The following is a 15,444-nucleotide window of genomic DNA, read 5'->3' on the forward strand; positions in this document are numbered from 1 at the left end:
TCAAAAATGCAAATGCTGATGTTTTAAACGGTATTGCCTACAACCCAAAAACAAAAACCATTTTTGTTACAGGAAAAAACTGGGATAAAATGTTCGAAATTAAGGTTTCGGAATAAATTCCACACGAAATGAAAACACTATTCATCAACATTAAGGAATTACTTCAAGTGCGAGATAAATCTGTTTTGAAAGTTTCTGGTGATGAAATGGCAATTCTTCCTACGATTAAAAAGGCGTATTTGGTAATTCAAAATGGGTTTATTGCTGATTTTGGTTCGATGGAAGATTTACCAGAGGATTTAAATCCTGAAAAATGTATCGATGTTGATGGAAAAATGGTTTTGCCTACTTGGTGCGACAGTCACACGCACCTTGTTTATGCTGGCAATCGCGAACAAGAATTTGTGGACAGAATCAACGGACTTTCTTATGAAGAAATTGCCAATCGTGGCGGCGGTATTTTAAATTCAGCCAAAAAACTCAACGAAACTTCCGAAGAAGAACTTTACAGCCAATCCAAAGTCCGGCTTGAAGAAATTATGTACTTAGGAACTGGCGCAGTCGAAATAAAATCGGGTTATGGGCTTACAGTTGATGGCGAATTGAAAATGCTTCGTGTTATCAAAAAATTGTCTCAAGATTATCCAATAACTATTAAAGCAACTTTCCTTGGAGCACACGCAATTCCACAGGAATTCAAGGAAAATAGAAAAGGATATATCGATTTAATAATTAACGAAATGCTGCCTGCAGTTGCGAAAAATAATTTGGCAGACTTTATAGATGTCTTTTGTGAAACTGGTTATTTCACGGTTCCCGAAACGGAACAAATTATGGAAGCAGGAATTCAATTTGGCTTAAAACCAAAAATCCACGTGAATCAATTTAATTCTATTGGTGGAATTCAAGCAGCAATAAAATTCAAAGCACTTTCGGTGGATCATTTGGAAATTATGAAACCCGAAGACATTGAAGCTTTGAAAAAAACTGAAACAATGACAGTTGCTTTACCTTCTTGCTCTTATTTTCTAGGAATTCCATATACTCCAGCACGTGAAATGATGTCAGCAGGTTTGCCAATTGCACTTGCAACCGATTTTAATCCTGGTTCAACTCCTTCAGGAAATATGAATTTTGTAGTTTCTACAGCTTGTATCAAAATGAAAATGACTCCCGAAGAAGCCATAAATGCTGCCACAATAAACGGAGCTTATGCAATGGGAATTTCTGAAACTAACGGAAGTATCACCATTGGCAAAAAAGCTAATCTTATCATTACAAAACCTATCTCTTCTTATAATCAACTTCCTTATGCTTTTGGAAGCAACTTAATAGATTCCGTATTTATTGAAGGTAAAGTTATTGTATAAAAAAAGAGGAACAAAATGCTCCTCTTTACTTTATTAAAATCTTATTCTTTTATTTCAATGTAAAACTTGTTTTTGAAACCAATTCGTCTTTGTCAAAAATATTCACGAAGTAAGTTCCTTTTGCAAAATCTTTACCTGGCAAATCTTCAGAAACTCTTACAGTTTTATTTTCATATTTTACATTAGATATAAAACTGTATGTTAATGCTTTATCACCAAAAGTCTCTGTTTTTTTATCCCCTAAAACATTACTTTTACTATCAATTACTTGCACATAATATTCTTTATCACCAGATTTTGCAATTTGGTTCTCAGCAATAGTAAAACTAATTTTAAGAACGTCTGCTCTACCTGCTTTTTCGGTTTTTACTTGTTCACCAGAATGTCTTATCTTATAAGCTGCTGTTGTCATATAAAGAATAGTCAATTTCGATCCTTTCTCAACAGTTTTAGCCAATTCTTCGTTCTGACCTACCAATACTTCATTGTATTTTTTTGATTCCCCCAAAACAACAACAGTGCTGTCACGTTGCGTTGTTAAAGTAGAATTTTGTTTTTTAAGCACTTCATTTTCAGCTAATAAGCCTTTCATAGAGCTTTCTAACTTAAGATATTGCGTTTTGTATTTCGCTAATGAAGCTATATCCCCTTTAGATTTTTTAAGGTCTTCCATCAAAGTCACAACTTTGTCTCTTTCTTTAATTAATTCTTCAGACATTGAAGTATTTTCAGCAATTGCAGCATCATAAGTAGTTTTTAAATCTTGTAAATCTTTCATTACCAAGTCTTTTTCACTAACTGTTTTTGTCAATTCAGTTTGAACAGCTTTTGAATCCGAGGTCATTTTAAAAATACAAATTAAACTTCCTACTAATAGAATTGCCAATATTGCGATTATTACCTTTAATCTTGAGTTTGAATTATTTCTTTGTTCTTCCATTTTAAATTTTTTTATACAAATTTAATAATATAATATTAGGTACAAACGAATTCTCGACAATTATATTATATTTGATGTTTATATTTTTTATGGAAAACCTTATCCCATTTACCAAAACTGAACTTGCCAAAATTACAAACCACCGAAGTGGGGAAATAAAATTTGGCGAAAAAATGCTTACTATTCCAAAAGGAACAGACCCATTAGTATTTCTAAAATCTTGTGAGGCTCAATATGTTTTACTGGGCATACCCGAAGATATTGGAGTAAGAGCTAATTTTGGAAGGCCAGGAACAGCATCAGCTTGGGAAAGTGCAATTCGAAGTATTGCTAATATTCAACACAATCGTTTTTGCAAAGGATATAATCTTCTTGTCTTAGGGCAATTAGATGTATGTGAGGATATGAAAGAAGTGGAGGATTTAGATTTTCACGATGTAAATGATCGAACTAAATTGAGTAAACTCGTAGAAAAAATTGACAAAGAAGTTTCCCATATTATTTTTAACATCATAAAATCTGGAAAAACACCGATAATAATTGGTGGAGGTCACAATAATTCCTACGGTAACATCAAAGGGACAGCACTTGCCAAAGGGAAATCTATAAATGCTATCAATTTTGATGCTCACTCTGATTTCAGAATTCTAGAAGGAAGACATAGTGGTAACGGATTTTCTTATGCTTATGAAGAAGGTTTTTTAAAGAAATACTTCATTTTTGGTTTACACGAAAATTATACTTCAAAAAGTGTATTAGACATTATCAAAAAAAAGGAAGATCGTGTTCGTTTTAACACTTATGATTGTATAAAGATTCGCAAGGAAAAAAATTTCGATCAAGAAATTAATCAAGCTATGGAATTTATTAAAAATGATAGCTACGGAATAGAAATTGACCTTGATGCAATTCCCTATATCGCTAGCAGTGCTATGACATTGAGTGGATTTTCAATCGAAGAATTGAGACAGTTTGTTTCCTATTTTGCCAAAAACAAAAATGCTGCTTATTTGCATATTTGTGAAGGTGCTCCAGACTTAGGAGAAGAAAAAAACAATCATTTAATAGGAAAGCTCATAGGGTATTTAGTTACTGATTTTATAAAATCAAATAACAGTATTTCTTTATTATAATATAGAAATCATTTTTTGATTCGACAATAATGAAACTAATTTCCATCAAAAATAATAAACCTATCTTTGCGAAACTATCTATGTACTTATTACAAGATATTTAATACAAAAAATATGTTATTCGAAGATTTATCACTTTCAAAAAGTATTCAAAAAGCCGTATTTGAAGAAGGCTATACCAACCCCACTCCTATTCAAGAACAATCCATTCCTCTAGTTTTGGCGGGGAGAGATTTAATAGGTTGTGCTCAAACAGGAACAGGAAAAACGGCAGCATTTGCCATTCCAATCATACATCAATTGCACCGAATTGTTGGTTCTTCAAAAAAAGCCAAAGAAATTCGTGCATTAATAGTTACTCCAACACGGGAATTAGCGGTACAAATTGGTCAAAGTTTTGACACTTATGGAAAATACACCAACTTGACCCAACTTACCATTTTTGGAGGAGTTTCTCAAGTTCCACAAGTAGATGCTTTAAGAAAAGGAGTCGACGTCCTTGTGGCTACTCCAGGAAGATTACTCGATTTGCACAAGCAGGGTTTCATCGATTTAGATCAGTTGCATACTTTGGTTCTTGATGAAGCAGATCAAATGCTGGATATGGGATTTATAAACGATGTTAAAAAGATTGTAAAGCTTACGCCAAAAAATAGACAAACTTTATTGTTCTCGGCAACAATGCCAATAGCAATTCGGGAATTAGCCGAAATGTTTCTTAAAGATCCAGCAAAAGTTGAAGTATCTCCCGTTTCGTCAACAGCTGAAAATGTGGAACAACATATTTATTTTGTTGAAAAAGGTGAAAAAAGAAATTTATTATATCATTTGATCAAAAATCAAAATTTATCCGATGTTTTGGTTTTTTCTAGAACCAAACACGGTGCTGATAATGTTGTCAAAGCATTACGTAAAAAAGATATTCCTGCAGAAGCTATTCACGGTGATAAATCTCAAAATGCAAGACAACGTGTTTTGGATGCATTTAAAAATAAAGAAGTTGGAGTTCTTGTAGCAACTGATATTGCCGCTCGTGGTATTGATATTGATCAATTGCCATTTGTAATTAATTTTGATTTGCCAAATATTCCAGAAACATATGTCCACCGAATTGGTAGAACTGGTCGAGCAGGAAATGAAGGAATCGCCATTTCATTTTGTAGTAAAGATGAGCATCAATATTGGGCAGCTATTCAAAAATTGATAAAAGTAGATGTTAAGACTATAAGTGATCATCCATATCCTTGGCATTCAGGAAGTCCTGAAACTGCACAAGCAGCTTCGCAAAAAAATTCAAATAGAAGTGGTGGTGCTCATAAATCAAGAAAATCAGAGGCGTCGAAACAAAATAAAAAGCGTTGGTATTAATGTAATTATTATTTTAAAATACTTATGTCCAAATCTTTAGAATAGTATTTTTAGATAATGTTTGGCAACAAATTTCAATTGCATATATAAAATTAAAGCAAGAAAGTCTAAATTAATTCTTTCTTGCTTTATTTATTTGATCATTAATCACCTGAAATAATTTCATAGGTTCAAACGGTTTTACAATTATATCATTCATTCCAGCTGAAAGAGCTTCCTCTGTTATTTCCTCTTTTGCAAAAGCTGTTAGAGCAATAATTGGCGTTTGTATTTTTTCCAAACGAATTTTTCTCGTAGTTTCAAAACCACTTATCAAAGGCATATTGATATCCATCAAAATAACATCAAAATTATCCTTTTTCAAAATATCGAGAGCTTGGTATCCATCATCAACAATAACGCAACTACAATTATTTTTTTCAATTATTTTTTTTGTAACAGTTTGGTTTATTTTATTGTCTTCGACTACTAATATTTTAAATATCTGGCTAGAACTTAAATCTACCTTGATATTATTAATAATTTCAAAAGTTTTATTAGAATCAAATTCAAATGCAATCGTGAATTTGAAAGTTGTTCCTTCTCCTATTTTACTTTCAAGATATATTTTACTATTGAATAATTCTAATAATCGCTTAACTATAGCTAATCCAAGACCTGTTCCTTGATAATCATTTTCTTTTTTGCCAACCTGTACAAATTTTTCAAAAATTTTGTCTTGATCTCCTGTCGCAATTCCCACACCGTTATCCTTAATTTTAAATTCAATAAAATGAAATTTATTTTCAATTTTTACCAGATTTGCAGTAACAATGACTTCGCCATTTTTAGTAAATTTTAAAGCATTGCTTATTAAATTCATAAGGATTTGGGAAAGCCTTAATTTATCTCCAATTAAAAATTCGGGGATATTAGGATCAATTTCAATAGTTATTTTATTATTATGATTTTGAGCGATGAAGGCAAGAGAATTTTTTATAGAATTAATTTCATCTGAAACATTGAATGTCAAATTTTCAAGAACAATCCTGTTTTCTTCAATTTTATTAATTTGAAGAATATCATTAACAAGTGATAGCAAATATCGCGCTGAAAATTTGAGTGATTCTAAATGGGGACTACCCGCAAGTTCTTTGTGCTCGTCTAAAAGCATATTAGTTATCCCAACAACTCCATATAATGGTGTTCTTAATTCGTGACTTATCGTAGATACAAATTGTGTTTTAAGCAGGGATGCTTCTTCAGCAGATTCTTTGGCAATATATAATTTTTCATTAGCAATAATAAGATCGCTATTTACCTTTTTCTTGAAGTTATAATTTATATACAAAGAATAAAGCAACAACAATAAAATAATGAGTGCAAGTATAAAAAGAGTTAAAATAATTCTTGAATTTTCTAAACTTTGCGATTGCAATTTTTTCTCGAGTTCAATTTTCTCAACCTCTCTTTTATATTCATCTAGTTCGAGATTAATTCCCGCAACATTTGCCTTTTTAAGTTTTTCTTGGTTATAAAGTTCTTCTGTTATTTTATTGTATAATTCTAGGTTTTCATAGGCATTTTTATAGTCACCATTTTTTTGTAAGAACTTAGAATACTCTTGATGAGAATAAGATAAGTCAGCCTTTTCAGTTCCTTCTTTACCTAATTTAATTGCATCTTGAAATGAAATTTCCGCTTTTTTATTTTCACCAATATATCCATAATACATTCCATTAAGCATATTTAAGGCTACAATAGTGGATTTATCTCCAAATTTAGGATGATATTTATTGATAAATTTTAAATAGGGGTATCCTTCATTAAATTGACCACTCTCAAAATAAGCCCAAGCGATATTAAGTTTCGTGAGGACAATATTAATTGAATCTGCCCTCATATTACTATATTCTAATGACTTTTTGTAGTAATCAATTCCTTTTGAATTTTGTTTTAAATTGAAACAATATATATTTCCTAAGTTATTGTTAATCCAATCTCTTAATTTATTATTATTTATTTTGTTGGCATAAGTTAATCCCTTATTGAAGTAAAAAATTGCTTTGTCATATTCAGACAACTCACTGTAATTTAAAGCAATTGAATTATAGGAAGTAGCGATGAGATAATCATCCTTAATTGCATTAGCATAATGCAAAGCAACTCTTGATGTTGTTAATGATTTTTCGAAATTAGTCGCTTTTCTATATTCGTTTGCCTTCTTAGTTAATTTCGTGATTTCTTCTTTGGAAAGAGTTTTTATTTGGGCAAATGAATTATTCCTGATCGGGCTCAGTAGTAATAATAACAATACGATAATTCGAATGTGGGGCATAATTTTTATAATCTCATTTCAAATATACACTTTTAAATAATAACGAAAAATCTTTTATAAGTTATTTCTCTAATATATAATTATTAAAAATAATTATTGTTGAATTAATACTACTAAAAAAAAACTACTCAATTAATTGAGCAGATTTGTGTTAGCATAAACACAAGATATTTTTCTAGACTATTTATGTTTTTATTCAGATAGCTCTGGCTCACTTTCACCTTCCCATTTTCCAACTACTGAAGTTGCCAAAGCATTTCCTAAAACATTTGTTGCACTACGAAACATATCGCAAAAATGATCAATTGGAAGAATCAAAGCAATCCCTTCTATTGGAATATCAAACATTCCACAAGTGGCAGCAACAACAACTAAACTTGCTCTTGGAACTCCCGCAATTCCTTTACTGGTTAGCATCAAGACTAAAAGCATAGTCATTTGAGTTCCCAAATCCAAATGGATTCCATAGGCTTGGGCAATGAACATACTTGCAAAAGTCATATACATCATACTTCCGTCTAAATTGAAAGAATAACCTAAAGGCAACATAAATGAAACAATCTTATCTTTTATTCCAAAACGTTCCAATTCTTCAGTTAATTTTGGAAAAACAGCTTCGCTACTTGTCGTACCAAAAGCAATTATCAACGGACTAACAATATGTTTTAATAAGGTTTTCATTCTTTTTCCAAGAAAAACAAAACCTACTGCTAAAAGGAAAATCCATAACGAACCGATTCCTACTAAAAATGAACTGAAAAATTTTACATAAGTGATAACTAAATCATTCAAATCTTTAATTGCAAAAACTCCTGCTATTGCTCCGAAAACACCTAGAGGAGCAAATTTCATTACGTAATTCACCATTTTGAGAATGATGTGTGATGTTTTGTCTAATGCATTTATTACAGGTTTTGCAAAACTTCCAATTGAAGCTGCGGCTAATCCAAAAAATATGGAGAAAATAACAATTTGAAGAATTTCATTATTCGACATTGCTTCAAAAATACTTTTTGGAATAATGTGTTCAATAAAATTTATTGCAGAAAAACTATGAGTATTACCCGTTACTTCGGCAGCAGCTGTCAAATCAACATTTAATAAATTTAATCCAACTCCTGGTTTTAAGAGATTGACCCAAAACATTCCAATTAACAACGAAATAAATGAAGCCGAAAAGAACCATCCTAAAGCTCTTCCGCCAACTCTTCCCACGGTTTTAATATCCCCTAATTTTGCAATTCCCACTACCAAAGTAGTAAAAACCAAAGGCGAAATAATCATTTGGACCAAACGGATGAAAACCGTTGCCAATATTTTTATTTTATCGCTAAATTCTTTGGCAAAAGGAACATCATAATTATTATGAATATAAATGCCTAAGACTGCTCCAAATAGCATTGCAATAAGAATTTGAACAGTAAGATTTCCTAATAAAGATGATTTTTTTGTTTCGGTTGGTGTCATTTTGGTTGGTTTTTAGCCCTGATTACTTCACTTTATTTTTACTTTCATCGGAGTTCAGTGAACTTCGTTTGTAGTTAAAACCCTACGCTTTTGGACGTGGATTGAAACGAATAGCAGGAAATAACTCCTAAAAATTAGGAGAATAGGTTTTGTTAATTAAATAAAAATCGGCAAGCACAATGGCTGCCATAGCTTCAACAATAGGAACCGCACGTGGTACAACGCAAGGATCGTGTCGACCTTTCCCAGTCATTTCGGTAATAGTCCCTTTATTATCAAGAGATTCTTGTTTTTGCATAATAGTTGCTACAGGTTTGAAAGCTACTCGAAAATAAATATCCATTCCGTTGCTAATTCCTCCTTGAATTCCGCCTGAAAGATTCGTTTTTGTAGTTCCATCAGGATTGTATAAATCATTGTGTTCGCTTCCTTTCATTTGAGATCCACAAAAACCACTTCCGAATTCGAAACCTTTTACAGCATTTATAGAAAGCATTGCTTTGCCTAATTCTGCGTGTAATTTATCGAAAACAGGTTCTCCTAATCCTATTGGAACATTTTTAATCACACAAGTAACTGTCCCTCCAACTGTGTCTCCTTGTTTTTTTATCACACGAATATATTCTTCCATTTTGATGGCAGATTCTTCGTCAGGACAACGTACTGGATTATTTTCAGTTTTCGAAAAGTCTAAATCTTGGTATGGTTTTTCTAAAAAAATTGGACCAACCGAAGATACAAAAGCATTGATTTTTATTTCTGGTAACATTTGTTTTGCAATTGCTCCAGCCACTACTCTACTTGCCGTTTCACGAGCAGAACTTCGTCCGCCACCACGATAATCTCGGACTCCATATTTTTTTTCATACACATAATCGGCATGACTTGGTCTGTAATTATCTTTTATATGTGAGTAATCGTCAGATTTTTGATTGGTGTTAGGGATAATGAAACCAATGGGAGTTCCTGTGGTTTTACCTTCAAAAATTCCTGAAAGAAATTGCACATCGTCTGGTTCTTTTCGTTGGGTAACAATTGCTGATTGTCCAGGTTTTCTTCGAGACATTTCAAGTTGAATTGCGTCCAAATCCAAAGTTATTCCCGAAGGGCAACCATCAATTATTCCACCCAAAGCTTCTCCATGTGATTCTCCAAAAGTTGTGATTCTAAATAGTGTTCCGTAGCTATTTCCTGCCATTATTATTAGTTTTGAACAAATATAATATTTTAGTTTAAAGATTAAAAGTTTAAAGTTTAAAGTTTTAAAAAGCTATTCACAGTCTATTCACTTTTCTACTTTATTTCATAAAAATTATTATATAAAATTTTATAATGATTAAAGATGTTTTTTACTAACTTTCAAACTTTTAGAAATATTATTTGTAAATAAATTTATATTAAAAAAGCAATTATAACTAAAAAATGAGTCGATTATGAAATATTTTTTAATTATCCTATAATTTTTTTATCAGTTATTAGTTATACATTTGCAAAAACAAATTTTTATTTATGAAAAAAATCATTTTATCAGCAGTTATGTTAATGGGATTAGCATTAACAGCACAAGCACAAGACATTTCTAAAAATGCTTTAGGATTACGTTTAGGAGACAATTCAGGTTTTGGAGGAGAAGTTTCATATCAAAGAGCTTTATCAAGCAATAACCGTTTGGAATTAGATTTAGGTTGGAGAAACTCTAATTACGTTGACGCATTTAAACTTGCTGGTCTGTACCAATGGGTATGGAATATTGATGGCGGATTCAACTGGTATGCTGGTATTGGAGGTGGATTAGGCAGCTGGAGTAGTGATGCTAATACAAGTGGCACATTTATATTTGCTGCTGGTGATATTGGAATAGAATACAATTTTGAGGAAGCACCAATTCAACTTTCATTAGATGCTAGACCTGAACTTGGTTTTGGAGATTACAAATACACTAATAAAAATTTAGATAATTTTGGTCCAGACATTGCTTTGGGAATCAGATATAGATTCTAATTAGCCTTTTTAAATTTTCATAAATCCCATTAACTCAAATTAATGGGATTTTTTATTTAATAATAATTTCTTTTTTTGAGTTTATTCTAACTACACAATAAGGATTGCTGATAACTTGATTCACCATTGCATTTGGTTCAGGAGAGTTTTCTTTCACGGTGATAATTATGTTTTTATCATTTTCAACTATACTTTCAATACCAATTTTGAAACCGCTCGTTGGTTGTTCTCCCATATTTAATATTACAAAATTTGAAGCTTTAATATCATCAGGCTTAATTTTATTCTTTAATTTTTCATCATTTTGCAGCATCTTAATTTCGTTTGATTCAGTTAGGATCTCAAAAAATCGAATACTCGCTCCTCCGTTTGGCTGTTGTGTTAGAACTTCAAATAAAGGTCTATTTACAATTGTTTTCGTAGATGTAGCTCCACAAGAAACCAAAATTAATGTTAGCAATAAAAGGCTTATTTTTTTCATAAAAATTTATTTATAGCTCTTTGATATAAATCTTCATATTGAGGCAAAATATTTTTGATGTCAAATCGCTCAGCAACTGACAAAGCATTCTTTTTAAATTCTGATAAAATAGTATCATCTTTTAAAATTTTTAAAGCATTTTCGGCCATTTCCTTGGTTTTCCCCACATTACTTAAATACCCTGAAATTCCATCAAAATTTACTTCTGGCAAACCTCCCGAATTACTTGAAATCACGGGAACTCCCCAAGCCATTGCTTCTAATGCTGCAAGACCAAAACTTTCTGTTTCTGAAGGCAAAAGAAATAAATCGCTATAGCTTAAAATCTTATCGATTTCATTACTATTTCCAAAGAAGATTACTTTATCTTGAATGCCTAATTCCTCACATAAGTACTCTGCTTTTTCTTTTTCTGGTCCATCACCTACCATCATTAATTTAGCAGGAATTTCTTTTTGAATTTTATAAAATATTTTGATCACGTCAGGAATTCGTTTTACTTTCCTAAAATTGCTGATATGCGTTATAATCTTTTCATTTTCTGTAGCCATAACAGATCGACGACAAGAAATGCTTGGATCAATAGTATTTTTATCTAATTCAATAAAATTTGGGATAACCTGAATTTCGTTTTTAATGTTGAATAATTTAAGGGTGTCCTCTTTCAAACTTTGAGAAACAGAAGTAACATAATCTGATTTATTGATACTGAAAGTTACCGCAGTTTTATAAAATGGATGATTGCCTACCAAGGTAATATCCGTTCCGTGAAGAGTTGTTATCATAGGTAAATTGATACCTTCATCTTTAAGCATTTGTTTTGCCATATAGCCTGCATAAGCGTGTGGAATTGCATAATGCACGTGAAGCAATTCTATTTTGTACAACTTCACTGTATCGACTAATTTGCTTGATAACGCTAATTCATAAGGCTGAAAATGAAACAATGGATATTCTGGAACGTTAACTTCATGATAATGAACATTTGGATTTAATAAAGCCAAACGAACGGGTTGACTATAAGTAATAAAATGAATTTCGTGACCACGGCGAGCTAATTCAAGTCCTAATTCTGTTGCGACAACACCGCTTCCTCCAAAAGTAGGATAACAAACAATTGCAATTTTCATCTATAATTTTTTAAAATACGAATTTAGGCAAAATAGAAATGGGTTAAGACAAAATGTCTTTTTTTATTGTATTAAATTAGATTTAACAGCAACTGCATTTGTATATTGAATTGCATTTTAGATATATTTTCCTTATATTAGCCATTATTCATTCAATTTTTGAGGACAAATTTGAATTATTTTAACAATTCATTAAATCCTTTCTTTGATTTCTTATTCCAGAAATCGTCTTGAAAAATCATCTTTTTTTTGCAGTTTGCTGCATCTTTTGTTATTTGGAGAAATTCCATTAACAGCTAATCAATTAATCTGAATATAAAATGAAATTCAAACAAATAAATCAAACTACGGGAGAAGATAATACATTCACCAATCAAATCATTGCTGAATTTCTTTATACTCATTTAGAAGAATATGGTAATAAAATTGGAGATATTCTAAAATGTATTGCTTATGTTATGAATCCTAACAAAGGAGGAAATATAGTAGTGGGTCTAGACGATAATAAAATTGTTGGTGTTGTAATTTTAAATAATACTGGAATGAAAGATTTTATCCCAGAAAATATTTTGGTGTATATCGCTGTTGACAATATGCAACGTGGCAAAGGTTTTGGAAGACAACTAATGCAAAAAGCTATCTCAATCGCAGAAGGAAATATTGCTCTTCATGTGGAACCGAATAACCCAGCAAAAATTCTGTATGAAAAACTTGGATTTACTAATAAATACCTAGAAATGCGTCTCATAAAATAGTCCAAAGATAGAATATCAAAATATCAAAATTGATTCCTCGTAAAATTATAAAATAATGGCTTTCATAAAATTATACAAACAAAAATTAGAAGAGAATTATGCTTTTTTGGATGCTATTTTTAAATCTAGAGATATTCAATGGGGCGTAGTTTCTAAAATTTTATGTGGAAATACAATTTATCTCAAAGAAATAATAGCTTTAGGAGTTAGGGAAATTCATGATTCTAGAATTAGCAACTTAAAAAAAATTAAGACATTAGATCCTGATATTCAAACAGTGTATATCAAACCTCCTGCAAAACAAAATATTCAAAGTATTGTTCGTTATGCAGATGTCAGTTTTAATACTGAAATTTATACCATTCAATTACTTTCAAAGGAAGCACAAAAACAGAATAAAATCCATAAAATCATCATTATGATTGAAATGGGTGATTTGCGTGAAGGGGTTATGGGCGAAGAACTGATAGCTTTTTATGGAACAATTCTAAGTATGTCAAATATCGAAATTCGAGGAATTGGTACCAACTTGAATTGTCTAAGTGGCGTAATGCCTACACAGGACAAATTAATTCAGTTAAGTTTATACAAACAACTTATTGAGGCTAAATTCAATATTAAAATTCCTTGGGTTTCTGGAGGAACCTCAGTTGCAATTCCGTTGATACTAAAAAATGCGCGACCAATGTCGGTGAATCATTTTAGAATTGGGGAAGCCTTATTCTTTGGTAAAGATCTTTTTACTGGAGAAACCATTGAAGGAATGCACAATGATGTTTTTAAACTCTACACACAAATTATTGAAATTACCGAAAAACCAGACACACCAACAGGTGAAATTGGCGAAAATGTGGCAGGAAATACTTTTTCGATGAACGACATAGAAGACCTTGGCGGAACTTCATTACGAGCCATCTTAGATATTGGTTTGTTAGATATGCAACCACAGTATATAGAACCTGAAGACATCGAAATTACTATTATTGATGCAAGTTCCGATATGATGGTAGTTGATATTTCAAATTCTAAAAAAACATATAAAGTAGGCGATTTTGTGTCTTTTAAAATTCAATATATGGGAGGACTCTATCTTTTAAATTCCGATTATATTGAAAAAGTTATTGGATGAAAAATTGAGATAATTATTTGCCTCTAAAAGAAACGACTGTGCCAGCTATCCATTGCGGGAACTTCCCAAGATTCGTTATATTCTTGAATGTTATTGACCAAATTATTGAAAACAATGGTATTCTCGGTAACGGCTTTTTCTTTTGCCATCTTTTTGAAATCTATCAAGGATTTGTGAGCAATATGTTCTCCATTCTTAAAAGTAACATTCATTTTATCCAATAAATCTACGTTGTATTTTTGTTCTAATTTTTGGATGAATTGCACTGAAGAATCTATAGAACAACCTGTTGCAGCTTGTACTTCTTGGTTTATTGCAATTATTATAAATCTATTGTATTTCAATTGATACGATGATTCAAGACCAATACTATGTGCTTCCCATTTTTCAAGAAAGGATATTAAATCAGTTTCTATTTCGGAAAATTCCGCATCCGAAAATTTTCTATTGGATTGGTAAATCCAGATTTTGGATTCTTCTGGTAAATTTTCAAAAGGAATATACATTTGTTTTTTGATTTGGCTAATTTGGAAATTTATTTTTTTTCGATTTTAGAAACTATTTTAAAATATCTAAATTCTTTCATTTTGGGATCATATAATTCACTTTCTGAAAAACTAATGCTCACTATATCTTTTTTATTGATTTCATTGTTGGTAAAAAGAGATGCTGTTTCGAAATAATCCAAAATTAAAAAATTATAAACTCTCCCATTTTTATCTTTAAGTATTATCGATGCAAACTGATCGATTTTGACATCAATAATTTCACCCTCAATGATAGAAAATTTAGGATTTGCATCTATATCATTAGTATTATTTATAGTACTTTTTCCTAATTCAAAAATAGTTTCTGGGCAATTATTTAGCATTTTTAATGCAACTGCTTCGCCCATCTTTCCCATTCCTTCTTCATCATCAAAACTGATTTTTTCTTCAGGTTTGAAATCGTTACTGTGAGAAGTATAACTGTTAATAATGCAAATACCTACTTCTTTTTGCAAATTTTCTTTTGAAATTGACGCATAATCAATCTTTTTTTGAGCCAAACATTCACAAGTTTCTTTGGCAATTATTTCATAAACATCCTGTGAATAAACCAGAGAACTAGTCAATAATACTAAAATTAAAATAGTTTTTTTCATATTATAAATCATTGGCGTTAGCAATCAATTCGGCAATATCCAGTACTTTTACTGAACCTTCTTTTTCTTTGTTTTTGATTCCATCAGTGAGCATTGTATTGCAAAAAGGACAACCGGCAGCAATAATATCTGGTTGCGTTTCTAAAGCATCTTCAGTTCTTTCAACATTTATTTCTTTGTTGCCAGGTTCAGAGTCTTTAAACATTTGA

General features: G+C 31.1%; 16 protein-coding genes. 7 read left to right on the top strand and 9 right to left on the bottom strand.

Annotation, left to right across the window (positions count from 1 at the left end; genetic code table 11):
• Together PHC28_RS06620 and hutI are read left to right on the top strand one after the other, a co-directional pair.
• Positions 1–116, top strand: a 116-nt coding sequence (locus tag PHC28_RS06620) for a glutaminyl-peptide cyclotransferase (RefSeq protein ID WP_300097551.1), incomplete at its 5' end; no start/stop codon positions are given.
• A gap of 12 nt (positions 117–128) precedes the next feature.
• Positions 129–1,370 (top strand): imidazolonepropionase, encoded by a 1,242-nt coding sequence (gene hutI, locus PHC28_RS06625; RefSeq protein WP_300097525.1) that lies wholly within the window; start codon positions 129–131, stop codon positions 1,368–1,370.
• Between the two features lie 49 nt (positions 1,371–1,419).
• Here hutI and PHC28_RS06630 read toward each other — a convergent pair whose 3' ends face one another.
• Positions 1,420–2,310, bottom strand: coding sequence for a hypothetical protein (locus PHC28_RS06630; RefSeq protein ID WP_300097527.1), 891 nt, complete (start codon positions 2,308–2,310; stop codon positions 1,420–1,422).
• An 89-nt stretch (positions 2,311–2,399) separates the two neighbouring features.
• Between PHC28_RS06630 and PHC28_RS06635 the strand changes: the two genes are divergently transcribed.
• Entirely contained in the window at positions 2,400–3,443 is a 1,044-nt protein-coding gene (locus PHC28_RS06635; RefSeq protein ID WP_300097529.1) for a formimidoylglutamase, read from the top strand.
• 114 nt (positions 3,444–3,557) lie between these two features.
• Positions 3,558–4,811, top strand: coding sequence for a DEAD/DEAH box helicase (locus PHC28_RS06640; RefSeq protein ID WP_300097531.1), 1,254 nt, complete (start codon positions 3,558–3,560; stop codon positions 4,809–4,811).
• Positions 4,812–4,923: 112 nt separating this feature from the next.
• Here PHC28_RS06640 and PHC28_RS06645 read toward each other — a convergent pair whose 3' ends face one another.
• The 3 genes from PHC28_RS06645 to aroC all read right to left on the bottom strand — a co-directional run bounded on the left by PHC28_RS06645 (position 4,924) and on the right by aroC (position 9,793).
• Complete coding sequence (locus tag PHC28_RS06645; protein ID WP_300097533.1) at positions 4,924–7,128, bottom strand: response regulator; 2,205 nt, start codon at positions 7,126–7,128, stop codon at positions 4,924–4,926.
• Between the two features lie 192 nt (positions 7,129–7,320).
• Positions 7,321–8,595 carry a cation:dicarboxylase symporter family transporter gene (locus PHC28_RS06650; protein ID WP_300097535.1) on the bottom strand — a complete coding sequence of 425 codons (1,275 nt, stop codon included), beginning with the start codon at positions 8,593–8,595 and terminating at the stop codon, positions 7,321–7,323.
• Between the two features lie 127 nt (positions 8,596–8,722).
• Positions 8,723–9,793 carry a chorismate synthase gene (gene aroC, locus PHC28_RS06655; protein ID WP_300097537.1) on the bottom strand — a complete coding sequence of 357 codons (1,071 nt, stop codon included), beginning with the start codon at positions 9,791–9,793 and terminating at the stop codon, positions 8,723–8,725.
• A gap of 311 nt (positions 9,794–10,104) precedes the next feature.
• On the opposite strand from aroC, the gene PHC28_RS06660 reads away from it, so the two are divergent.
• Positions 10,105–10,596: a hypothetical protein gene (locus tag PHC28_RS06660; RefSeq protein WP_300097539.1), complete on the top strand. Its 492-nt coding sequence runs from the start codon at positions 10,105–10,107 to the stop codon at positions 10,594–10,596.
• 52 nt (positions 10,597–10,648) lie between these two features.
• Here the strand turns inward: PHC28_RS06660 and PHC28_RS06665 are convergent, their stop codons facing one another.
• Together PHC28_RS06665 and bshA are read right to left on the bottom strand one after the other, a co-directional pair.
• On the bottom strand, positions 10,649–11,077 hold the full coding sequence (locus tag PHC28_RS06665) for a protease complex subunit PrcB family protein (RefSeq protein ID WP_300097540.1): 429 nt from the start codon (positions 11,075–11,077) through the stop codon (positions 10,649–10,651).
• Positions 11,074–12,207, bottom strand: a complete 1,134-nt coding sequence (gene bshA / locus PHC28_RS06670; RefSeq protein WP_300097541.1) for an N-acetyl-alpha-D-glucosaminyl L-malate synthase BshA — start codon at positions 12,205–12,207, stop codon at positions 11,074–11,076. Before bshA ends, PHC28_RS06665 begins: the two co-directional genes overlap by 4 nt.
• Before the next feature lie 320 nt (positions 12,208–12,527).
• On the opposite strand from bshA, the gene PHC28_RS06675 reads away from it, so the two are divergent.
• Positions 12,528–12,962 (top strand): GNAT family N-acetyltransferase, encoded by a 435-nt coding sequence (locus tag PHC28_RS06675; RefSeq protein WP_300097543.1) that lies wholly within the window; start codon positions 12,528–12,530, stop codon positions 12,960–12,962.
• Between the two features lie 55 nt (positions 12,963–13,017).
• Positions 13,018–14,091 (top strand): alanine/ornithine racemase family PLP-dependent enzyme, encoded by a 1,074-nt coding sequence (locus tag PHC28_RS06680; protein WP_300097545.1) that lies wholly within the window; start codon positions 13,018–13,020, stop codon positions 14,089–14,091.
• A 23-nt stretch (positions 14,092–14,114) separates the two neighbouring features.
• Here PHC28_RS06680 and PHC28_RS06685 read toward each other — a convergent pair whose 3' ends face one another.
• The 3 genes from PHC28_RS06685 to PHC28_RS06695 all read right to left on the bottom strand — a co-directional run.
• Entirely contained in the window at positions 14,115–14,597 is a 483-nt protein-coding gene (locus PHC28_RS06685; protein WP_300097547.1) for an ABC transporter ATPase, read from the bottom strand.
• A gap of 29 nt (positions 14,598–14,626) precedes the next feature.
• Entirely contained in the window at positions 14,627–15,235 is a 609-nt protein-coding gene (locus PHC28_RS06690) for a hypothetical protein (protein ID WP_300097549.1), read from the bottom strand.
• A 1-nt stretch (position 15,236) separates the two neighbouring features.
• On the bottom strand, positions 15,237–15,444 hold a 208-nt coding region (locus PHC28_RS06695), incomplete at its 5' end, for a heterodisulfide reductase-related iron-sulfur binding cluster (RefSeq protein ID WP_367277996.1).

Source organism: Flavobacterium sp. (assembly GCF_028712645.1).
Classification (GTDB): domain Bacteria; phylum Bacteroidota; class Bacteroidia; order Flavobacteriales; family Flavobacteriaceae; genus Flavobacterium.